Annotated in this window: 18 protein-coding genes; 16 read left to right on the top strand and 2 right to left on the bottom strand. The window is 44.2% G+C overall.

From position 1 onward, the window contains the following. The first annotated feature begins 4 nt into the window (after positions 1-4). The 15 genes from frr to tilS all read left to right on the top strand — a co-directional run bounded on the left by frr (position 5) and on the right by tilS (position 18078). A complete protein-coding gene (gene frr / locus HJG39_RS02655; RefSeq protein ID WP_268406498.1) occupies positions 5-562 on the top strand; it encodes a ribosome recycling factor in 558 nt (185 codons plus the stop codon). Positions 563-575: 13 nt separating this feature from the next. Further along, the gene (uppS, locus tag HJG39_RS02650) at positions 576-1304 is read left to right on the top strand and encodes a polyprenyl diphosphate synthase (RefSeq protein ID WP_268406496.1); all 729 of its coding nucleotides are present in this window, start codon (positions 576-578) and stop codon (positions 1302-1304) included. Positions 1305-1319: 15 nt separating this feature from the next. Beyond that, positions 1320-2183 carry a phosphatidate cytidylyltransferase gene (locus HJG39_RS02645; RefSeq protein ID WP_268406495.1) on the top strand — a complete coding sequence of 288 codons (864 nt, stop codon included), beginning with the start codon at positions 1320-1322 and terminating at the stop codon, positions 2181-2183. Beyond that, on the top strand, positions 2183-3367 hold the full coding sequence (gene ispC / locus HJG39_RS02640) for a 1-deoxy-D-xylulose-5-phosphate reductoisomerase (protein ID WP_268406493.1): 1185 nt from the start codon (positions 2183-2185) through the stop codon (positions 3365-3367). Before HJG39_RS02645 ends, ispC begins: the two co-directional genes overlap by 1 nt. Beyond that, positions 3367-4716, top strand: a complete 1350-nt coding sequence (rseP, locus tag HJG39_RS02635; RefSeq protein WP_268406492.1) for a sigma E protease regulator RseP — start codon at positions 3367-3369, stop codon at positions 4714-4716. Before ispC ends, rseP begins: the two co-directional genes overlap by 1 nt. Before the next feature lie 81 nt (positions 4717-4797). Further along, the gene (gene bamA, locus HJG39_RS02630) at positions 4798-7272 is read left to right on the top strand and encodes an outer membrane protein assembly factor BamA (RefSeq protein ID WP_268406489.1); all 2475 of its coding nucleotides are present in this window, start codon (positions 4798-4800) and stop codon (positions 7270-7272) included. An 84-nt stretch (positions 7273-7356) separates the two neighbouring features. Beyond that, positions 7357-7866, top strand: a complete 510-nt coding sequence (locus HJG39_RS02625) for an OmpH family outer membrane protein (protein ID WP_268406486.1) — start codon at positions 7357-7359, stop codon at positions 7864-7866. 8 nt (positions 7867-7874) lie between these two features. Next, complete coding sequence (gene lpxD / locus HJG39_RS02620; RefSeq protein ID WP_268406483.1) at positions 7875-8885, top strand: UDP-3-O-(3-hydroxymyristoyl)glucosamine N-acyltransferase; 1011 nt, start codon at positions 7875-7877, stop codon at positions 8883-8885. Positions 8886-8987: 102 nt separating this feature from the next. Next, positions 8988-9434 (top strand): 3-hydroxyacyl-ACP dehydratase FabZ, encoded by a 447-nt coding sequence (fabZ, locus tag HJG39_RS02615; RefSeq protein ID WP_268406480.1) that lies wholly within the window; start codon positions 8988-8990, stop codon positions 9432-9434. Positions 9435-9437: 3 nt separating this feature from the next. Beyond that, positions 9438-10205, top strand: a complete 768-nt coding sequence (lpxA, locus tag HJG39_RS02610) for an acyl-ACP--UDP-N-acetylglucosamine O-acyltransferase (protein ID WP_268406477.1) — start codon at positions 9438-9440, stop codon at positions 10203-10205. 67 nt (positions 10206-10272) lie between these two features. After that, positions 10273-11430: a lipid-A-disaccharide synthase gene (gene lpxB, locus HJG39_RS02605; RefSeq protein ID WP_268406474.1), complete on the top strand. Its 1158-nt coding sequence runs from the start codon at positions 10273-10275 to the stop codon at positions 11428-11430. Then, positions 11424-11993: a ribonuclease HII gene (gene rnhB, locus HJG39_RS02600; RefSeq protein ID WP_268406472.1), complete on the top strand. Its 570-nt coding sequence runs from the start codon at positions 11424-11426 to the stop codon at positions 11991-11993. Before lpxB ends, rnhB begins: the two co-directional genes overlap by 7 nt. Positions 11994-12021: 28 nt before the next feature. Then, positions 12022-15492 carry a DNA polymerase III subunit alpha gene (gene dnaE / locus HJG39_RS02595; RefSeq protein ID WP_268406469.1) on the top strand — a complete coding sequence of 1157 codons (3471 nt, stop codon included), beginning with the start codon at positions 12022-12024 and terminating at the stop codon, positions 15490-15492. A 161-nt stretch (positions 15493-15653) separates the two neighbouring features. Beyond that, positions 15654-16610: an acetyl-CoA carboxylase carboxyl transferase subunit alpha gene (gene accA / locus HJG39_RS02590; protein WP_268406467.1), complete on the top strand. Its 957-nt coding sequence runs from the start codon at positions 15654-15656 to the stop codon at positions 16608-16610. Positions 16611-16638: 28 nt separating this feature from the next. After that, positions 16639-18078, top strand: coding sequence for a tRNA lysidine(34) synthetase TilS (gene tilS / locus HJG39_RS02585; protein WP_268406465.1), 1440 nt, complete (start codon positions 16639-16641; stop codon positions 18076-18078). A 58-nt stretch (positions 18079-18136) separates the two neighbouring features. Here the strand turns inward: tilS and HJG39_RS02580 are convergent, their stop codons facing one another. Further along, positions 18137-19027, bottom strand: coding sequence for a GGDEF domain-containing protein (locus tag HJG39_RS02580; RefSeq protein WP_268406463.1), 891 nt, complete (start codon positions 19025-19027; stop codon positions 18137-18139). A 110-nt stretch (positions 19028-19137) separates the two neighbouring features. On the opposite strand from HJG39_RS02580, the gene HJG39_RS02575 reads away from it, so the two are divergent. Continuing rightward, entirely contained in the window at positions 19138-21102 is a 1965-nt protein-coding gene (locus HJG39_RS02575; RefSeq protein WP_268407073.1) for a monovalent cation:proton antiporter family protein, read from the top strand. Here HJG39_RS02575 and HJG39_RS02570 read toward each other — a convergent pair. After that, complete coding sequence (locus HJG39_RS02570; RefSeq protein ID WP_268406459.1) at positions 21088-22083, bottom strand: serine/threonine dehydratase; 996 nt, start codon at positions 22081-22083, stop codon at positions 21088-21090. The two genes, HJG39_RS02575 and HJG39_RS02570, sit on opposite strands and share 15 nt — an antisense overlap. Positions 22084-22100: the final 17 nt, after the last annotated feature.

Here is a 22100-nt window from a genome sequence, read left to right as displayed (position 1 = left end):
AGTCATGATTGATGAGATCAAAGCTGATGCAGAACAGCGTATGGAAAAAACTATTTCTGCTCTAAAATCGAACTTTAGCAAAATCCGCACAGGTCGTGCGCATCCGAGCCTTTTAAATGGCATTCAAGTTTCTTACTACGGTGCTGATACGCCGCTAAATCAATTAGCAAATGTGACCGCAGAAGATTCAAGAACCTTGGCTTTAACGGTTTTTGATAAAAGTACCATTCAGGCAGTTGAAAAGGCCATTATGTCTTCTGACTTGGGACTAAACCCTGTTACTGCCGGGACAACAATCCGCATTCCTATGCCTCCCCTTACGGAAGAACGGCGTAAAGACCTTATTAAAGTAGTCCGTAATGAAGCTGAGCAAGGTCGTGTTGGTATACGTAACATTCGTCGTGATGCGAATAGTGACATCAAAGAGCTTTTGAAAGAAAAAGAAATCTCAGAAGATGAATCACGCAAAGGCGAGGAAACAATTCAAAAATTAACTGATTCCGTGATTAAGCAGATTGACGAACTACTCGCTGCTAAAGAAGCTGAATTAATGGAAATCTAGTCTCTTAAATTGCATGAGTAACCCTAATATGCCTCGTCATGTTGCCATCATTATGGATGGCAATGGTCGATGGGCGAAAAAGAAAGGGAAGCTACGTACGTTTGGACACAAGGCAGGTGTCGAGTCCGTGCGTAGCTCAGTAAGATTCTGTCGCAAGAACGATATTGAGTCCCTTACACTGTTTGCCTTCAGTAGCGAAAACTGGCTTAGGCCGGCCAAAGAAGTTAGTACATTAATGGAGCTGTTTCACTTCGTGCTTGGTAGCGAAGTGAAAAAACTTCATAAAAATGATGTGCGTTTAAAGGTTGTCGGAGACAAGTCTCGCTTCGACGATAAGCTTGTCCGTAAAATCAATGAGGCTGAGGCGTTAACGCAGAATAACCAATCTTTAGTTCTCAATATCGCAGTTAACTACGGCGGTAAGTGGGAGATTGTGAATACTTGCAAGCAATTAATTCAGTCAGTTCAGTGTGGTGAATTAACGATGCAAGATATTAATGAAGATTGTTTCAATGAATTCACGACATTGTCAGAACAACCTGATGTTGATTTATTGATTAGAACGGGTGGAGATAAGCGTATTAGTAACTTCTTGTTGTGGCATATTGCTTATGCTGAGTTGTACTTTACCGAAACTCTTTGGCCAGATTTCAACGAAGATGCTTTCCAATTGGCGGTAGATGAGTTCTGCTCAAGGCAGCGTCGCTATGGCAAAATCCCGGATCACCAAGATGATGAATAATACAAGGGGGTTCCAGTGTTAAAACAACGTATTGTTACGGCATTGATATTGGCGCCTCTTGCCCTGTTTGCCATTCTGTTTCTACCTCTCCAAGGATTTTTATTGGCTGTGGCGGTTGTTATGGCCTTAGGTGCATGGGAGTGGGCAAATCTAACTGGGCTCACCATTGGTATTTTTAAGTCTATTTATACCGTTCTTATTCTAGGCATATGTTTGTTCCTTACGTATTCAATTCCCATAGAGGCAATCTGGGTTCAGGGCCAGCTAAATGCAGTTTATCGTTGGATACTTTCGGTTGCTGCCCTATGGTGGTTTATCTCCTTAGCACTGATTATTGTGTACCCGCGATATAATTCATTTTGGCGAACCAGTGTATTTTGGCGTGGTAGTTTCGGTATCCTCACCCTTATTCCAACATGGGTGGCGATTGTCACCTTACGTACGAGTCTCTACGATGTTGAGCCACTGTATGGCGCTTCTCTCATTTTCTATGTGTTAGGTATCGTATGGGCGGCAGATATAGGTGCCTTTTTCGTAGGTGTTAAGTTTGGTCGCTTGAAGTTACGTCCAAACGTGTCTCCGGGTAAAACCCTTGAAGGTTTATTTGGCGGTATTGCTGCGTCTTCAGCGATTATTGGTTTTGCTGCTTTGCATTATCAGGTGGAATACAGCCGTATCTGGATTCATCTATTAATTGGTGGGTTAACAGTAGCAGTATCCGCGTTGGGTGACTTAAATGAAAGCATGTTTAAGCGCTCCGCAGGTTGCAAGGACAGTGGTAATTTGCTGCCGGGTCACGGTGGCTTGCTTGACCGAATCGATAGTTTAACCGCCGCATTTCCTATTTTTGCGCTTTGCTACGTTTCGTGGATGGCCTAATGCAGAACATTTGTGTCTTAGGCTCCACGGGATCCATTGGTATTAGTACGTTAGATGTGGTGAAGCATCACCCTGATAAATACCGTGTGTTTGCTCTATCCTGTTTCTCACAAATTGATATGGTGGTTGAACAAGCCAAGGCGGTTCATCCTCAATATATTGTGTGTGCTGATGAAGCGCAGTATCAAACGCTGAAGTCGAAACTGAACGACGCGGGTGTTGTAACAGAAATATTGGTTGGGGAAGAAGGGCTAATCACCATAGCCACCTTGCCAGAAGTTGATATGGTGATGGCTGCCATAGTGGGCGCTGCCGGTTTAGCTCCCACCTACGCGGCAGCAAAAGCGGGTAAACGAATCTTGCTGGCGAACAAAGAATCCTTAGTGATGTCTGGTAGTTTGTTTATGCAATCGGTTAAAGAAAACAACGCTTTGTTGTTGCCCGTTGACAGTGAACACAACGCTATTTTTCAATGCTTGCCTCAAGCTATCCATTCAAATGAACAGGCAACTCAGCTTGGTATTAAAAAGCTTTTGCTTACCGGCTCAGGCGGGCCTTTTTTGAATACGCCTTTAGCCGAGCTTGAGACTGTAACGCCAGAACAGGCATGTAACCATCCTAATTGGGATATGGGACGAAAAATTTCTGTCGATTCCGCCACAATGATGAACAAAGGGTTGGAATTTATCGAGGCGCACTGGTTGTTTCATATGCCCAAAGACATGATTCAAATTGTTGTCCATCCGCAAAGCGTTATCCATTCAATGGTGCAGTATCAAGACGGTTCGGTTTTAGCGCAAATGGGACGTTCCGATATGCGTATCCCTATTGCTCATGTGATGGCCTATCCCGAACGTATCGATTCAGGTGTTGAGGCTCTCGACTTTATGCAGCTTAATGAATTAACCTTCTGCCCGCCTGATTTTCAACGTTTTCCTAATCTTGAGTTAGCGATTAACGCTGTAGATGCGGGTCAATGGGCGAGCACAGCCTTAAATGCCGCGAATGAAATTTCCGTTGCCGCGTTTCTTAATCGTCAAATCCGCTTTACCGATATTGCTCGAATTAACGCTAAAGTAGTTGAGCGTATCAATGCTTGTGATTTAAATAGCATTGAATCTGTCATCACACATGATATTGAAAGTCGCCATATTGCCAATCAAATACTGCGGGAGCTCACCTAATGTTTGGATTTGTTTGGAGTTTTGTTTTTTTCGTTATTGCCATTGGCGTGCTCATTGCGGTACATGAGTGGGGGCATTTTTATGTGGCACGACGTTTTGGTATTAAAGTGCTGCGCTTTAACATTGGCTTTGGTAAACCTCTGTGGAAAACAGTTGATAAACAGGGAACGGAATACGCGCTCTCTGCGATTCCTCTTGGTGGGTATGTTCGTATGTTGGATAGTCGTGTAGATGACGTATCTGAAGACGAAAAAGAAGTCGAGTTTCACGGACGACCAGTACCTCAGAAAATGGCAGTATTTGCTGCCGGGCCTTTGGTTAACCTTATCTTTGCCGTTTTCGCCATGTTTTTGGTCTACCTCATTGGGGTGGAGTCAGTTAAGCCAGTGATTGGTCATGTAACTGCAAACAGTATTGCGCAACGTGCAAATTTGCCAGTTGGCAGTGAAATCGTGGCCATAGATGGTAATCAAACGCGTGATTGGGAAGCGGTAAATTTCGAGTTGGTTTCCCATATTGGCGATGAGAAAATGGTTATCGATGTGCAACATGAGGGCATGCTTTCGACATCCCAAGTGGTGTTGGATATTCGTCAATGGCAGTTTGATCCAGATAAAACATCGCCTTTGATGAGTTTGGGGATAGAACCATTCCGTCCAGCAGTGACCACAGAAGTGGGGTTAGTAGCCGAAAGTTCACCTGCGAGCCGAGCAGGATTGCAGGTAAATGACAAAATTGTGCAATTAGATGGAACTCCTATCGGAAAATGGGAACAAATAGTGGAGTACATCTCTGCCAGACCCAGTAAAACCATTGGCATTATGGTGGAAAGAGAAGGAAAGACTGTACCAATAATGGCCGCAGTTGGAGTGCATCCTGATCGTCAAGGACAAGGATATTTGGGGATAGTCCCAAAATCTGAAGCTTGGCCAGAAAAATACCGCTTCAACCAACAATACGGTGTTATTGGTGCAATTGAGCAAGCAATACTAAAAACATGGCGTTTGATTACACTGAGCTTCGAAATGATCGGCAAATTGCTGACGGGAGATGTTTCAGTGAAAAATCTTAGTGGTCCCATATCAATAGCCCAAGGGGCAGGGGCAAGCGCAGGGTTTGGTGTTGTTTATTTTTTAAGCTTTTTGGCGTTGATTAGTGTCAATCTTGGGATAATCAACCTTTTACCCCTTCCGGTGCTTGATGGCGGGCACTTACTCTATTATTTTATAGAGCTTTTGCGGGGCAAACCGGTTCCAGAGCATATTCAAGAAATAGGGTTCAGAATCGGCGGAGCAATTATCATGTTACTCATGGCAGTGGCTATTTTTAATGATATTGCTAGGCTCTGACGTTTTGGTGTTACCAAAGCCGGAATTTATGGGTGAGAGATTGCCGTTACTTGTTAACTTTAATTGGATAAAAATAATTAAATGAAGTTTATTCGTTTTGTTGCAGCTATGTCATTGCTGTGTACAGGGACTAAAGCCTACGCAGCCCCATCCAGTGAATTCATCATTCAAGACATTAAGATTGAAGGATTGCAGCGAGTAGCACTGGGTGCTGCGCTGACCTACATTCCCGTTAAAGTTGGTGACTCTTTAAACGGTTTTCGTACCACACAGCTCATTCGCTCGCTTTACTCCTCTAGCCACTTTGAAAATATCGAAGTGTTCCGTGATGGCGATATATTAGTTATCAAGGTAAAAGAGCGCCCAACTATCAGTAATATTATTTTTGATGGTAACGACGACATCAAAGATGAGCAGTTACAAGAAAGCTTGGATGGCAGTAATATTCGTATAGGTGAGCCGTTGGATAAAACGGTGCTTACCTCTATCGAAAATGGTTTGAAAGACTTCTTTTACAGTGTGGGTAAATACAACGCGGATGTATCCGCTATTATCACTCCTCTACCGCGTAATCGTGTGGATCTAAAATTCCTATTTGAAGAGGGTGATGCAGCCGACATTGAACAAATCAATATTGTGGGCAATGAAGTATTTTCTGACATTGAACTATTAAAAACCTTCGAACTTGAATTTGATGCGCCGTGGTGGGATTTCTTAACGGAAACACGTTACCAGAAGCAGACACTAGAAGGTGACATTGAAACGCTAAGAAGCTATTACATGGATCGTGGTTATTTGAAATATAACCTTGATTCAACACAAGTTTCTATGACGCCAGATAAGACGGGCGTTTATATTACACTCAATTTGACTGAAGGTGAGCAGTATACCGTTTCAGGTTTTGAGCTGTCTGGCGAATTGTTAGGTCATGGGAAAACGTTAGAATCCGTTATCCCATTAGCGGAAGGCAAGTTATACAATCAGGCAGAAGTTACCTATACAGAAGAATTCATCAGTAAATACTATGGTCGATTTGGCTACGCTTACCCTACCGTTACGACGATTCCACAGATCAATGAAGACGATAAAACCGTTAAGTTGATTATTTCGGTTGATCCTGGCAAACGTGTTTATGTGCGTCGTATTAATATTGCTGGGCACCAAGTGACCTCCGATGAAGTGTTGCGTCGTGAAATCATTCAGATGGAAGGTGCGTGGCTGTCAAACACGGCTCTTGAGAACTCCAAGGCCAATATGACACGTCGTTTGAATTTCGTTGAAGAAGCTGAATTTGAAACGGTACGTTTACCTACTCATGACGATAAAGTTGACGTTAACTTTACTGTGAAAGAACAGCCCTCAGGTTCATTTAACGCAGGTATTGGTTTCGGGGATCGAACGGGATTAAGTTTACAAGCAGGTGTGCAACAGGATAACTTCTTAGGAACGGGTAAACAGGTCGGCTTTAACGTTAATACAAACCGTTTCCAACAGCGCGTCGCCGTTACTTATAATGATCCGTATTTTACGATTGATGGCATCAGTTTGGGTGGGAGTATTTCGTACAGTGAATTGGACGCAGGTAATGTTAACCTCATTCAGTTCAACACCAAAACCTATGCGATTGGCGCTAATTTAGGTTTCCCGATTGACCAATACAACCGCTTGAGTTTCGGCATTTCTTATCGAAATGAAGAGTTATCACAACGTGATACCTATATTCAAACGGCAAGATTCTATGATTTATTCTCTGATCCAAACGATCCTGATGCTGCTATCAAATATGATACTTTCCTATTATCGGGGGTTTGGTCGCGGACCACATTAAACCGTGGTGTTTTCCCGACAGCAGGCTCAAGTCAGCGTTTTAATGTAAGTGTGGCGTCGCCAAATTCAGACGCGAAATACTATAAACTTGAGTTTGATTCACGCTTCTACTTCCCTATTAGTCGAGATCAACGCTGGTCATTTTTAGCACGTATGAGAGCTGGCTATGGTAATGGTTATGGCAGTATTAATGGTCGCGACCACTTCTTGCCATTTACGCAAAACTTTACCGCCGGTGGTAGCGGTACTTTGCGTGGATTTGAGAATAACACCGTAGGCCCAAGAGGGGTTCAACGAGCTCCTCAAACCATTACAGCGCCGGACGGTTCAAGCATCACATTGGGACCTGAGTCGGACCAAGTCTTCGTGACCGAGCGCTCTATTGGGGGGAATGCTATGGTCTTAGGTGGCGTGGAGTTAATTGTGCCAACGCCATTCATTTCTGAAGATTTCTCAAACTCAGTACGTACTAGCTTGTTTGTTGATGCAGGTAACGTGTGGGATACAGAGTTTGATTATGATGATATTAAAGAACTTGAAGCCAGTGATATTTCGGCGGATCGCCTAATCGACTTTAGTGATGAAACACAATTCCGTGCTTCTTATGGGTTGTCGGTTCAGTGGTTATCGCCAATGGGGCCAATGACTTTCAGCTTCGCTCGAGCGATTCAAGAGCGAGCTGGAGATGAAGTTCAGTTCTTCTCATTTAATATTGGACAAGCATTCTAATTCGAATTTTTATAAACTTGCGGGCCGAGGTGTTAGACACTTCGGTTTCAATTGAAATGAATACATTAAAATAAGGAGTCTCTCTTGAACTTTGTAAACAAAACTCTAGTTGCCGTGACAGTTATGCTAGCGGGTCTTGTACAAGCGAATGCCGCTGAAAAGATTGGTGTTGTTGATGTGCAGTCTATTTTTCAGGCGTTGCCTCAAGCGGCTTCGATTCAACAGGATATCGCTAGTGAATTTAAAGATAAGATGGAAGAAATTCAGCGTATAGAGAAGGATCTTCAATATTATCTTGAAAAGAAAAAACGCGATACTGCTACGATGAGCGAAGCTGAAATCAAAGAACTTGACGATAAGCTACGTACTTTAGGTGATGACTATAAAGCGAAAGCGCAGCCATTACGTGAACAAATGCAAGGTCGTGCAGCGGAAGAACGCAATAAAATCTTAGCCTTGATCAAGCAAAGCGTTGATACTATTGCTGCTGAAGAAAAATACGACCTTATCCTAAATGCTGGCGCAGTTGCTTTCATCGATGACTCTAAAGACTTAACTCAAAAAGTTATTGATAAAGTAAGCAAAATCAAATAGTTGACACTATGCCTTCATATACTTTGGCAGAACTTGCCAAACACGTTAACGCTACCGTCCAAGGTGATGATAGCGTTAGCGTTGATTCAATTGCCACATTGAGCAACGCTCGTAGTGGTCAGATTTCATTTTTGTCGAATAGCAAATATCGTAGCCAACTTGCAGCTACCCACGCTTCGGCAGTCATTTTACATCCAAACGATAGTGAACATTGCCCTTGTCCTTGCCTTGTAATGGATAACCCTTACGCAGGCTTTGCGCTAATTGCTCAACTTCTGGATAGCACACCTCAGGTGGCAGAGGGCATTTCTACGGCGGCGAAAATTGCTGACACAGCAACCTTAGGGAACCATGTTTCCATTGGGCCTAATGCTGTTATCGAAGAGGGCGCCATCGTAGAAGATAATGTACAGATTGGTGCAGGATGCTTTGTTGGTAAAAATGTAAAATTGGGCAGAGGCACGCGTTTGTGGCCAAATGTAACCATTTATCATGACTGTGAATTAGGCTCAGAATGCTTAATTCAAGCAGGAGCGGTTATCGGTGCAGATGGTTTTGGTTACGCACCTAACGCAGGTCAATGGATTAAAATTCCACAAGTTGGCCGAGTCGTTATTGGTAACAAAACGGAAGTTGGGGCAAACTCGTGTATCGATAGAGGCGCATTAGACGATACGATTATTGGTCACGGTGTGATCATCGATAACTTGGTTCAAATTGCACACAATGTAGTAATGGGCGATCATTCTGCAATCGCTGGATGTAGTGTTGTTGCAGGCAGCGTGAATATTGGTAAACATTGTGTTATTGGTGGATTCGTGGCGATTAATGGGCACACTGAAATAGCCGACAAAGTGCATATTACCGGCTTTTCTATGGTGACGAAAAGTATCACCGAGCCTGGCGTGTACTCCTCTGGTATGCCTGCAACTACCAATAAAGAGTGGCGCAAAAATATGGCAGTATTGCGTAACCTTGGCGATCTTCGAGCTAGAATCAAAGCGCTCGAAAAACGGTAGTGTTTCTTTCAGTGCTGAGCTTAGCGTTTCTGAGTTTGGCACATGGTCTAATTTTCTAAGTTAACATTAGTTTTGGTTAGCTTTCGTATAGGAGAGACTCGATTGAGTGAAGTAATCGATAGAATTGAAATTGAAGAAATTATGGCACTTTTGCCGCATCGGTATCCCATGTTATTGGTTGATCGCGTTACCGATATTAAGCTAGGCGAGAGCATTAAAGCTTATAAAAATATTACCTTCAATGAGCCATGCTTCACAGGTCACTTTCCTGGCAAACCTATTTTTCCGGGTGTGTTAATTCTTGAAGCTATTGCCCAAGCCGCCGGTATTTTAGGGTTTAAAACCGTTGGTAATAATGATGATCTATACCTATTCGCGGGAGTTGATAGTGCGCGTTTTAAGCGTCCTGTAACCCCAGGTGACAGAATGGATATGGAAGTCTTCTTTGAAAAAGAAAGACGCGGTATCTGGAAGTTTAACGGCTTTGCTTATGTTGATGGTGTTGAAGCCTGCTGTACGTCTTTCATGTGTGCAATGAGGAAAATGTAACCTGTGATACACGAAACAGCGATTATCCATTCGGAAGCTAAACTGGGGAACAACGTGAGCGTTGGTCCCTATACCGTTATTGGACCTAAGGTAGAAATTGGCGATGACTGCCAAATTCATTCTCATGTTGTGATCAAAGGGCCAAGCAAGATTGGTAAAAACAACCGGATTTTCCAGTTTGCGTCGATAGGTGAAGATTGCCAAGACAAGAAATTTGCAGGTGAAGATACCTTTTTGGAAATTGGTGATAACAACATTTTCCGTGAGTCTGTAACAGTGCATAGAGGCACTGTTCAAGATAAAGGTATTACCAAGATTGGTAGTAACAACCTGTTTATGGCTTATGCCCATGTCGCACACGATTGTATCGTTGGTGATAATTGTATTTTTGCCAACGCTTGCACGTTGGCAGGTCATGTAAAAGTTGGTGACGGTGCCATTTTGGGTGGCTTATCGGCGGTACATCAGTTCTGCCATATTGGTGCGTACTGTTTTGCAGGTGGCGGTAGTATCGTACTTAAAGACTTACCTCCCTACGTTATGTTAGGACATGATGGAAAACCTCATGGAATTAATTCCGAAGGGTTACGTCGTCGTGGTAAATCTAAAGAAACTATTATGGCGATTAAGCGCGCTTATCGTGCTATTTTCCGTTCTGGTTTAACGGCCGCAGGAGCAATCGTTGAACTCGAAAAGCTGGCTCAAGATGAGCAAGATGTGAATATTATGGTTGAGTTTATGAAAGACTCAACGCGCGGCATTGTTCGCTAATATCAAGCGTTGGCTGGCACAGCCGATGTGAGTGCTAAAGCGAAATAAAAACCGAGAAGTGTCCCGTATGTCTGAAAAACGTATCCGCATAGGAATTGTGGTTGGTGAGGTGTCGGGAGATATTCTCGGTGCAGGTTTACTACGAGAATTAAAACAGCGTTACCCCAATGCTATTTTTGAAGGTATTGGCGGGCCACGCATGATTGAGCAGGGTTTTAACTCCTTGTTCGATATGGAAGAACTCTCCGTGATGGGGCTGGTTGAAGTGCTATCACGTATCCGCCGTTTATTTCAGGTTCGCGGCGAACTCATTTCACACTTTTCCCAGAATCCTCCCGATATTTTTATTGGTATCGACGCCCCCGATTTTAACTTAGGCTTAGAAACTAAATTAAAAGCTCAAGGTATTAAAACCGCGCATTATGTCAGCCCAACTATCTGGGCATGGCGAGAAGGGCGTGTTCACAAGATCAAAAAAGCCGCTGACTTAGTGTTATGTCTGTTTCCTTTCGAACCTCAGATTTATAATCAATATGGCGTGAATGCGAAGTTCGTTGGTCACACAATGGCGGACCAAATTCCATTGGAAGTCGACAAACAAGCTGCGCGCGAGCAACTGCATTTGCCACAAGACAAACCGGTACTGGCGTTATTGCCAGGAAGCCGCGGTGGGGAAGTGGCTAAGTTGCTCGATGTGTTTATGCAAAGCGCTCAATTATTAAGTGAATCCGTACCCGAGTTGCAGGTTGTTGTCCCCGCCGTAAATCAACATCGGCGCGCACAAATCGAAGATTACTTAGCGCAACACCAATTTGCCTTTTCATTGCATTTAATCGACGGTCAGGCAAGAGAAGCAATGCTTGCTTCCGACAGCGTTTTATTAGCCTCTGGTACGGCAACGCTTGAGGCCATGCTCTGCAAGCGCCCTATGGTTGTTGCCTATAAATTAGCGCCAATTACACACTGGATTATGGGTTATCTGTATAAGCCCGATTACTTTGCGCTACCTAATATTTTGGCAGAAAAAGAAATCGTACCCGAGCTATTACAAGATGATGTAAATCCCGCTACAATTTGCAGCCATTTGCGCCGTATTATGCAAAATGATAATCAGGCGCTGATAAACACATTTACTGAGTTACATCAAAAATTGAACAAGCAAGCCGATGTTCAAGCGGCGGTTGCGGTTATTGACGTTATGGAAGGAAAATCAATCACATGCTAGTTGCGGGAGTCGATGAAGTTGGGCGAGGTCCACTGATTGGTGATGTTGTGACCGCTGCGGTTATTTTGCCGGAAGATCATGGCTTAACGGGGTTAACCGATTCTAAGAAACTGTCTGAGAAAAAACGGGCGCTATTGGAACCACAAATTAAAGAAGTTGCTATAAGTTGGTCGATTGGTATCGCCACACATTCTGAGATCGACGAAATCAACATCTTACAGGCAACTATGCTTGCCATGACACGGGCCGTACAGCAACTTGACGTCCAGCCTGATTTCGTAAAAGTTGATGGAAACCGTTGTCCCAAATGGCCTTACGCGAGTGAAGCTATTGTGAAAGGTGATGGCAGCGTGGCGGAAATTTCTGCGGCATCGATTCTGGCGAAAGAGTTTCGTGACCGACAAATGGGTGAGTTGCACTTAATATACCCTGATTTTGGTTTGGATAAACACAAAGGTTATCCAACAAAATTACATCGAGAGATGCTGCAAAAATACGGTGCTTTGCCACAACACCGCCGCAGCTTCAAGCCTGTTCAAAACGCGTTAAACATGGCTAACTAAGCCGAATTGCTCTGAGGTTAATTTTTTCATGCATCAACCTGAATTTGTACACTTACGAGTTCATAGCGACTTTTCCATGAGCGATGGCTTGAATAAAATCAAGCCTATTTTGCAAAAAGCAAAAGAGCTCAACATGCCAGCTATCGCTATTACTGACCAAATGAACATGTGTGGTTTGGTTAAGTTTTACAGCACTGCGCATGATATGGGAATGAAGCCAATTATTGGTGCCGATTTCTGGGTTCAAAATCCAGCGTTGCCCGACGAAAACGTTTCTCGTTTAACCTTAATAGCACAAAATAATAAAGGGTATAAGAACGTTACCCTATTGATTTCCAAAGCTTATCAGCGAGGTTATGTTGGAGATCGCCCCGTTATCGATGTAGGTTGGCTAGCTGAGCATGCCGAAGGTGTGATTGTGCTTTCAGGCGCAAAAGATGGCGATCTTGGCATGACCTTAGCGAAGGGTAATATGGCGCAAGCTGCCGCTATTACCGGATTCTATAAGCAACACTTCCCAAATAATTTTTACGTTGAATTGCACAGAACAGGTCGTGCTGGTGAGGAAGATTACCTGCATGCGGCAGTGGAGTGGGCGGCTGAAAACGATTTGCCTGTTGTGGCGACAAATGAAGTGGTGTTTAACGCACAAGAAGACTTCGACGCGCATGAGATCCGTGTCTGTATTCACGATGGTTACACATTAGAGGATTCTCGACGTCCTAAGCTGTACAGTGAACAACAATACATGCGCTCCACAGAAGAAATGCAGGCGCTATTTTCTGATATTCCTGAAGCGATTGAAAACACAGTTGAAATCGCTAAGCGCTGTAATGTTACTGTTCAACTAGGCACGTACTTCTTGCCAAAGTGCCCTACAGGGGATTTATCGGAAGAAGATTTCCTTGTGGTTAAGTCTAAAGAAGGGCTTGAAGAACGCTTAGAATTTCTATTCCCAAACCCTGAAGTGCGCGCCGAAAAACGCGGTGAGTATGATGAGCGTTTGGATATTGAGCTGGAAGTGATTAACCAAATGGGATTTCCCGGTTACTTCCTGATCGTAATGGAATTCATTCAGTGGAGTAAGGACCATGGCATCCCGGTTGGGCCCGGGCGCGGTTCTGGTGCAGGCTCCTTGGTGGCATACGCATTAAAGATTACCGACCTCGATCCATTGGAATTTGACCTACTATTCGAACGCTTTTTGAACCCTGAGCGGGTTTCTATGCCAGATTTCGACATTGATTTCTGTATGGATCGTCGTGATGAGGTTATCGATCACGTTGCTGAATTATATGGCCGTGAAGCGGTCTCGCAAATTATCACTTTCGGGACCATGGCGGCAAAAGCCGTCGTGCGTGATGTTGGGCGCGTATTAGGCCATCCATACGGTTTTGTTGACCGTATTTCCAAACTTATTCCGGGCGATCCCGGTATGACCCTCGAAAAAGCCTTTAATGTTGAGCCGCGCTTACAAGAAGCGTGCGACGAAGATGAAGATGTCAGCGATCTTATCGCTATGGCGCGCATCCTTGAAGGTGTGGTGAGAAATGCTGGGAAACACGCTGGAGGTGTGGTAATTGCGCCAACGCAAATTACTGATTTTGCTCCTTTATATTGTGATGACGAAGGTAAAAACCCCGTTACCCAATTCGACAAAAACGACGTTGAAACGGCGGGTTTAGTTAAGTTTGATTTTTTAGGACTACGCACACTGACCATTATTCAGTGGGCGCTGGATATGATCCGCGATGGGCAAGGGAAAGACATCGACATCTCCGCTATTCCGCTGGAAGACAAAGACAGTTTTGCCATGTTGAAACGAGCGGAAACCACGGCGGTGTTCCAGCTTGAATCCTCAGGGATGAAAAACCTTATCAAGCGCTTGCAGCCTGATAATTTCGAAGAAATCATCGCACTAGTAGCACTATTCCGCCCCGGTCCTTTGGATTCTGGCATGGTGGATAACTTTATTCTTCGTAAAAAAGGCGAAGAAGAAGTTGCTTACCCCGATCATGAATATCAACATGATTGTTTAAAAGAAATTCTCGCACCAACCTACGGCATTATTGTTTATCAAGAACAGGTTATGCAGATTGCACAGGCGATGGCGGGTTACTCACTTGGTGGCGCTGACTTGCTGCGTCGAGCCATGGGTAAGAAAAAGCCAGAGGAAATGGCAAAGCAGCGTGGCATGTTTGCTGATGGGGCAGAAAAGAACAATATCGACCCTGAATTGGCGACAAAAATCTTCGATCTTGTAGAGAAGTTCGCGGGTTACGGATTTAACAAATCACACTCCGCAGCTTACGCTTTGGTTTCCTATCAAACTTTGTGGTTAAAAGCGCATTATCCAGCCGAATTTATGGCCGCGGTTATGTCCGCAGATATGGATAACACTGACAAAATCGTAACCTTGGTGGACGAATGTCAACGTTTAGGGCTGGAGGTGTTACCGCCAGACTTAAACACCGGCAAGTATAAATTTTCGGTCAACACAGAGGGCGATATCGTATACGGGATTGGGGCGATTAAAGGCGTGGGCGAAGGCCCGATTGAAGCGATTATTAAAGCGCGAGAAACTCACGGCTTCTTCACCGATTTATTCGATTTTTGTACTAAGGTTGATCTTAAAAAAATTAACAAGCGTGTGCTTGAGAAATTAGTGCTAGCTGGTGCAATGGATAATCTTGGACCGCATCGTGCAGCTTTATGGGAAACCCTTCCTGATGCCATTGCCGCAGCCGATCAGCACGCGAAAAATTTGCAATGTGGTCAAGGCGATATGTTTGGTTTGATGACCTCAGAGCCAGAAGATGTTAGCGGTGTGTTTGCAGATGTGCCAACGTGGCCTGAAAAACGCTGGTTAGATGGCGAGAAAGAAACTCTAGGGCTGTATTTAACCGGCCATCCTATTAATCAATATAGAGAAGAGCTTAAGTATTACCGTAAAGGTCGCTTAGTTGATTTAAAACCAACACCAAGAGATGGCTCCGTTACTGCTGCGGGTTTGGTATTAGGCGTGCGCGTCATGGTTAATAAGAAAGGTCGACGTTGGGCAATAGTTACACTTGATGATAAGAGCGCACGCGTTGATGCACGCTTCTTTCCTGATGATTTTGAGCGGTTCGAGGAAATCCTACAAGCCGACAAAGTGTTAGTGGTAAGCGGGCCGGTGAGTTTCGATGATTTTAACGGTGGCAATACGATTACGGTGAGAGAGTGCGTTGATATTGTTACAGCACGAGAAAAACACTTACGCCGTATTCGTTTGGACGTTGAGAAATCATGGTGTGTTCCTCAGAATATTGAAAACTTAAAATCGCTCCTAAAAGAATACAGCAATGGAACATGTCCGATCAGTATCCATTATCAGCAGGATGAAGCAGAAGTCGTTTTAGACGTAGGGGCAATGTGGTATCTTGTCCCGGAAGACCAGCTGCTACATGAACTAAAACAGATGTTGGGACAAGAGCAAGTAACGATGCTTTTCCAATAAGCGTATTCTTTAGTCCCTAAAGTAATAGATATTCCAAATAAGTAAAAACTAAGCCAAAAGGTAAAATAAATTGTTGTTTTGCTAACGAGGTGTTAATTTACTTGACTGTTCTAAACGTAGCCAAAATATATAATAACCAATAAAGAGTAGTAGGAACCTGAATGAGTTTACATTTCCTTGAGTTTGAGCAACCTATCGCCGAGTTGGAAGCGAAAATTGAAGAACTACGTTCGGTTAATCAGGGTGGTGAGTTTGATTTAGGGCTAGAAGAAGAAATCACCAAATTACGTGAAAAAAACGCAGAATTAACGCGAAAAATCTTCGATAACTTGGGCCCTTGGCAAATTTCACAAATGGCCAGACACCCCATGCGTCCCTATACGCTGGATTATATTCCTCGCATTTTTACCGAATTTGATGAACTTTGCGGTGATAGAGCTTTTGCAGATGACAAGGCTATCGTTGGCGGGTTAGCAAAGTTGGATGATCAACCCATTGTGATTATTGGGCATCAAAAAGGGCGCGATACAGCAGAGAAAATTAAACGTAACTTCGGAATGCCAAAACCAGAAGGCTACCGCAAAGCACTACGTTTGATGGAAATGGCTGAGCGTTTTCAGTTGCCGATTATTACCTTCATCGATACCCCGGGAGCTTATCCGGGCGTTGGTGCGGAGGAACGTGGTCAAAGTGAAGCCATTGCGCGTAATCTTAAAGTGATGGCAGAACTGACCGTTCCTATTATCTGTACTGTTATTGGCGAAGGTGGCTCCGGTGGTGCATTGGCGATTGGTGTGGGTGATCGCGTGAACATGTTGCAATACAGCACCTATTCCGTTATCTCACCGGAAGGCTGCGCCTCTATTCTTTGGAAGAGCGCCGAAAAGGCGAACTTGGCAGCAGAAGCGATGGGTGTATCCGCGCCACAAATTAAAGAGTTAGATTTAATCAACAGCATTGTTGATGAGCCTTTAGGCGGAGCACATCGTGACTACGACACAATGGCAGCAAACATCAAAGCGTGTTTAAAGCAGCAGTTATCTCAATTAAAAGGATTAAGCAAAGAAGACTTGATGGAACAGCGTTATCAACGCTTAATGTCTTTCGGATACTGTTAAGTAATACCTATTGGGCTAAGGCAGAATCGTGATCAGTTTGTATGATTTTGAATGTGCTTTAGCCCAGTCAGTTTTCCCATTTTTCCAAGCAAAATTCAAACCTTCAGCTAACACCTCAGAGCTTCTATTTAAAAATCTTTCTTCGCAACAACTTGAGCGGATCAAGCTAGTTGTTGCTTATAGTGGTGGTGTCGATTCACAGGTGTTGTTGCATCTGTGTATGCAACTTAAAGCCAACTATCCAGCAATGCAACTTCGCGCATTACATGTGAATCATGGATTGAGCATAAATGCTGACAAGTGGACACAACACTGCCGCGATTTTTGCCATTCTCAAGGTATAGGATTTGAATCTCAAACGTTGTCTTTACAAAAGCAAGCGCGAAAAAGCCTAGAAGCGGAGGCTCGTAATGCTCGTTATCAGGCGTTGTCGGCAATGATGTTTGATGATGAAGTGCTGCTTTTAGGGCAGCACCAGCAAGATCAGGTAGAAACGTTTTTGTTGCAACTAAAACGTGGCGCAGGGCCCAAAGGACTCGCATCAATGGCGGCTTTTGGTGAAATGTCGCTCGAAGGTGGAGTGCTGCGTTTTGCTCGTCCGTTACTTAATACAAGTAAAGCCGATATTTTCGCCTATGCAGAAACACATCAGTTGCATTGGATAGAAGATGAGTCCAATCAAAATCGAGACTTTGATCGTAACTTTCTTCGTCATGAAATCATGCCTGAACTTGAAACGCGTTGGTCGGCTTTTGTTCAGTCGGCGGCACGTTCAGTTCGACTCATTGCCGAGCAAGAAGCAATGTTAAACGAAGTTGGGGAGGCGTATCTTATGCCTTGTCTGAAAGACGATGGAAGTTTGTGTTTGACGGCGTTAAATTCGTTATCTGTTGCATGGCAAAAGTGGGTTATACGAGTTTGGGTCAAGCAGTTTTCCACAATGTCAAAAAACGGGCATTCATTACAATTGCCTTCCGAGAAAACGCTGAATCAGATTCTGCATTCATTGGTAAATGCCAAGGAGGATGCAAACCCTAAAGTGATGAATGGAGAGTGGAGTTTTCGGCGTTTCCAAGCGCGCTTATTTTTAGTGGAAAACGTCAAGTCTTGCCAGCAGTTAAGTATTGAGTGGCGAGGTGAAAAGCAACTAACCTTACCCGAGAAAATGGGGGTGATTCACTTTGATGCTCTTCCTAAAGAAAATAAAAAACACGCTATTTTTATTGGGGATAAAGACAAAGTTAGTATTTACTTCAGAAATTTTTCTTCTCGCTTTAAACCTAAAGGAAGCCCCCATTCAAAACCGTTGAAACAATGGTTTAAGCAATGGCAAACTCCACCTTGGGAGAGAGAAAGAATACCCTTAGTGTACGTGAATGGTGAACTCGCTATGGTAGGCGAAGTAGTGGGGCAAGGGTTTGAAAAACAGAGCGCGGCGGCTGTCCGGGTGTGTTACTGGTCCCGTTAACTTCGTTACCGCTCTCGGCAGCGAATCGCCGCGAGGCTAACGCTTGCCGTTTTGCTGGCTAAGCGTTAACAACGCAATCTTTTCCCTGTTTCTTAGCTTGATATAACGCGGTATCTGCGCGCATAAAAAAGGTTTCTGGCGTATCGTTTTTCCCTAACAAAGCACTGCCGATACTGCATGTGACATGGTATTGGTTCAGGATGGGATTGTTTTCGATATTATTCATGAGCCGGCGAATCACCGTTTGGTTGGTGTCATCTTCACTGCCTTGTAATAGGCAACAAAATTCATCACCACCAAATCGAAAGGCATAATCCGACAACCTAAGTGAGGATGATAGTGTTTGAGCAAACGCAATCAGGACTTTATCACCCTCAATATGACCATAGAAGTCGTTTACGGGCTTAAAATTGTCGAGGTCCAATACAAGCAAGGTTAAGCTCTCGTTAGTACGTTGGGCTTGGCGCATTTGTTTGGATAAGGTTTCATCGTACATATTACGATTACCTAAGCCTGTAAGTGGATCTTTTAAAGCGCTTTGTTGCAACTGTGCAAAAGCAATAGCGTTTTTCAACGGAATTCTAACTAACCTATTGAATTCTCTTATGATTTGTTGTGCTTTGATGCTTAGCGTGTTGCAATAGTAGTGACGCACTTGAACATGATTATCTTCGCCCAATTCTGTCGTCATGGACTTTTCTGTTCTATTGGCATCGGCTGTACCAACGTGATACTGTCCAACGGGGGTGTCGATGCTTAAGTGATTGACGGGCACTCTGGCATGTAACTCGCTGAAATACTGCTGTATAAGTTGCTGAATATCCAAGCAGGACGAAAACTTTTCCAGCAAGCGATGTAATTCTTTGTCAGAAAACGGGGATTCATGTTGGCTTAAACTGAAAAAGCCAGAACCTGCGTTACCGTCATAGAAAGGTGTCAAATTTTCCAAGTTTACACTCCTGCCAAAAATATGACTTTTGGGACAAATTTGCTTTAATTGTTACTACTCTGGCAAGTAGTGTGCCAGTTATCTTCAGACCAACTCGAAAGAAGGATGTAATGCCGGGCGGATTTGTTGATATTCTTATTTTGATGACGGTCTCTGTGGCTTTTGTTTGGCTATTTAAGCGCGTTCATTTGCCGCCTATCCTCGCTTACCTGTGTTGCGGTATTGTCATTGGGCCGAGTCTTGTCGGGGTGTATCAAAATCCTGATGAGATGCATTTCATGGCTGAGCTAGGGATCGTGTTCCTACTTTTCTCTCTAGGTTTAGAATTCTCGCTTCCCCGTATGATTTCTATGCGACACCTCGTATTTGGTGTGGGGTTTGGGCAAATGCTAACAACAACATTGCTGTTTATGGCGTTAGCCATGTTGCTAGGGTTAGAAGCTGTCCCTGCACTGGTTATTGGAAGCATGTTGGCTTTGTCTTCCACGGCCATTGTTATCAAACAGTCTTCTGAACTTGGCATTCTAAATACCTCTCGAGCGCAAATGGCGGTGAGTGTGCTGTTGTTCCAAGATCTAGCCGTTGTGCCTTTGCTAATCGTTATTCCTTTATTAGCCGATGGTAATGATGCCAACTTCATCGTAGCCATTGCGGCGGCGGTGGCAAAAGGTGCGCTAGTCTTTGTCATTTTGCTTTCAACGGGGAAATGGCTGTTGCCCCGCATTTTTAATGAAGTGGCGAGAACGCGTACTGATGAGCTTTTTGTCTTAACCACCATATTGGTTGCGCTAATCGCAGCCGGTCTCACGTATTCTTTTGGGTTATCGATGGCGCTTGGCGCATTTCTGGCTGGCATGATGTTGGGTGAAAGTCAGTATCGTCATCAATTAGAGGCTGATATTCGCCCGTTTCGCGATATTCTAATGGGGTTATTTTTCATCACCATCGGAATGAAACTAGATTTGTCGGTATTACCTGATAGCTGGTACTGGATACTTTCTGGTTTAGTGGTCTTAGTTTGCTGCAAAGTGTTGATGATGCGATTGTCTGCATGGTTATTCAACGCACCTGTAAAAGATTCATGGGCAGCCGGAATTAAGCTCTCGCAGATGGGGGAGTTTAGCTTCATTATTGCCGCACTTGCCGTTCAAAATCACATTATTAGTAATCAACAATCTTCTTTGTTGATCAGTATTGGAATTTTGAGCATGGCAATCACGCCTTGGTTGATAGAAAACAGCGGCAAACTCGCTTTGAAGTTATCCCCTGTTCGAAGTGTCGATACGCCGTCAGAGCTTACCTCGGAACAAGAGTTCCAAGATCATATTTTGATTTTTGGTTTTGGTCGAGTAGGGCAGTCAGTTAGTCGTTTACTCAAAGCGGAAGGAATAGCTTATGTAGCGGTGGATATTGATCCTGTAAGAGTCAACGAGAGTCGCTTGGCGGGAGAGTCTGTGTATTTTGGTGACGTACGTAGTAAGGATATTTTACGTACTTTGGGTTTAGAGCGAGCAAAACTGGCGATTTTGACATTTGATCAACCTAATGCCGCACTTAATGTTATTGAAAGCGTAAAAGCGATAAAGGCTGATTTGCCCATTGTGGTTCGCACACGCAAAGATGAAAACTTAGCGTCCTTATATCAGGCTGGGGCGACGCAAGTTGTGCCGGAAATTTTAGAAGGAAGCTTGATGCTGGTGTCTCAGGTGTTGCATTTATCTGGTGTACCTATGTCGCGTATTCTGAAACGGGTACGAAAAGAGCGAAAGAGTCATTATCGTCATTTGCATGGTTTTTTCCCCGGTGAAAGTACAGATATGGCATCCAATCGAGTTGAAAAGTTGGTATTCATACACGCTATTCCGTTGCCTAGAGATGCATATGCTATTGGCAAAACCATTGAAGATATGGGGCTGGAAAATATGCGGATTACGGTTGGAGGTTTGCGCAGAGATAATACTGAAATAGCAGAGCCAGCGGGTGATACAGTCTTGCAAGCAAATGATATTTTGGTGGTGTCTGGAAAGCCCCGCCGTGTAGAACGAGCGGAGCGACGATTGTTAGAGGGACGGTAGTTGCGAAAGGTGATCGTCCTGCCAAATTTGACGGCTGGTTTTTTCAGCGATATTACCACCAGAAAGGATCACCAAAATACGTTTTCTACTGCTACTTTCTTGTTGCTTCAACCACTGCACAACACCTTGCATACACATGGCACTTGTTGGCTCAACGTGGAGTTTTAGCAGGTGTTGTAACCACTGCGCCCAATAAATAATGTGCGCCTCCTCAACTTCGATAAAGTCATCTAACTGTTGAACCAGTGGGAAGGTTAAGTCGCCTAAAGAAGGCGTGGCGACACCATCGGCAATGGTAGCTGGTGGTCCATCCAAAGATTCAATTTTGCCGCTACGACGAGAACGCGCTGCATCATTGGCTGCAACAGGTTCACAGCCAACAACTTGTGCTTGAGGTGACAACGCTCTAGAGGCCACTAAGGTACCTGAGACCAATCCGCCACCACCACAAGGAGCAAATACGGCATCCACCTCACCAAGTTCGGTTAACGCTTCATAAGCTGCGGTGCCTTGTCCTGCCATCACATCGTAATGGTTAAAGGGTGGAATCCACACTGTTCCAGCCTCGGTTTGTGCTTCTTGTGCCGCTTGATCCGCTTCTGGACGAGTGGGGAATTTACGTAATTCCGCTCCGTAGTATTCGGTTGCCGCGGCTTTCACTGGCGATACCGACTCCGTGGTAAATATAGTGGCTGGGATGTCAAATAACGAAGCAGCTAGGGCAACCGCCTGTGCATGATTACCTGAGCTATTGGCAACAATGCGTTTCGGTCGGCGCCCTTCTTCAATGGATCGTGCAATAAAGTTAGTTGCACCGCGCATTTTGAATGCGCCAATTTTCTGCAAACATTCAGCTTTGAAGAAAATATCATGGCCTAGCCACTGATTAAGTAAGCTAGAACTGACAATAGGGGTGTGATGAATAAAGGGCTTTACGCGCCTACTCGCCTGTACAATTTCTTGGATACTGAATGTTTGCATGGTACTTCTTTCCTATT

Source organism: Alteromonas sp. a30 (assembly GCF_026788005.1).
Classification (GTDB): Bacteria; Pseudomonadota; Gammaproteobacteria; order Enterobacterales; family Alteromonadaceae; genus Paraneptunicella.
This window is presented reverse-complemented; position numbering and strand designations above follow the sequence as displayed.

Bases quoted from the DNA above. Each gene is read 5' to 3' on its own strand.
- ispC (WP_268406493.1), top strand. From the start codon at position 2,183: ATGCAGAACATTTGTGTCTTAGGCTCCACGGGATCCATTGGTATTAGT.
- rseP (WP_268406492.1), top strand. From the start codon at position 3,367: ATGTTTGGATTTGTTTGGAGTTTTGTTTTTTTCGTTATTGCCATTGGC.
- uppS (WP_268406496.1), top strand. From the start codon at position 576: ATGAGTAACCCTAATATGCCTCGTCATGTTGCCATCATTATGGATGGC.
- lpxB (WP_268406474.1), top strand. From the start codon at position 10,273: ATGTCTGAAAAACGTATCCGCATAGGAATTGTGGTTGGTGAGGTGTCG.
- bamA (WP_268406489.1), top strand. From the start codon at position 4,798: ATGAAGTTTATTCGTTTTGTTGCAGCTATGTCATTGCTGTGTACAGGG.
- rnhB (WP_268406472.1), top strand. From the start codon at position 11,424: ATGCTAGTTGCGGGAGTCGATGAAGTTGGGCGAGGTCCACTGATTGGT.
- accA (WP_268406467.1), top strand. From the start codon at position 15,654: ATGAGTTTACATTTCCTTGAGTTTGAGCAACCTATCGCCGAGTTGGAA.
- HJG39_RS02570 (WP_268406459.1), bottom strand. From the start codon at position 22,083: ATGCAAACATTCAGTATCCAAGAAATTGTACAGGCGAGTAGGCGCGTA.
- HJG39_RS02575 (WP_268407073.1), top strand. From the start codon at position 19,138: ATGCCGGGCGGATTTGTTGATATTCTTATTTTGATGACGGTCTCTGTG.
- lpxD (WP_268406483.1), top strand. From the start codon at position 7,875: ATGCCTTCATATACTTTGGCAGAACTTGCCAAACACGTTAACGCTACC.
- dnaE (WP_268406469.1), top strand. From the start codon at position 12,022: ATGCATCAACCTGAATTTGTACACTTACGAGTTCATAGCGACTTTTCC.
- frr (WP_268406498.1), top strand. From the start codon at position 5: ATGATTGATGAGATCAAAGCTGATGCAGAACAGCGTATGGAAAAAACT.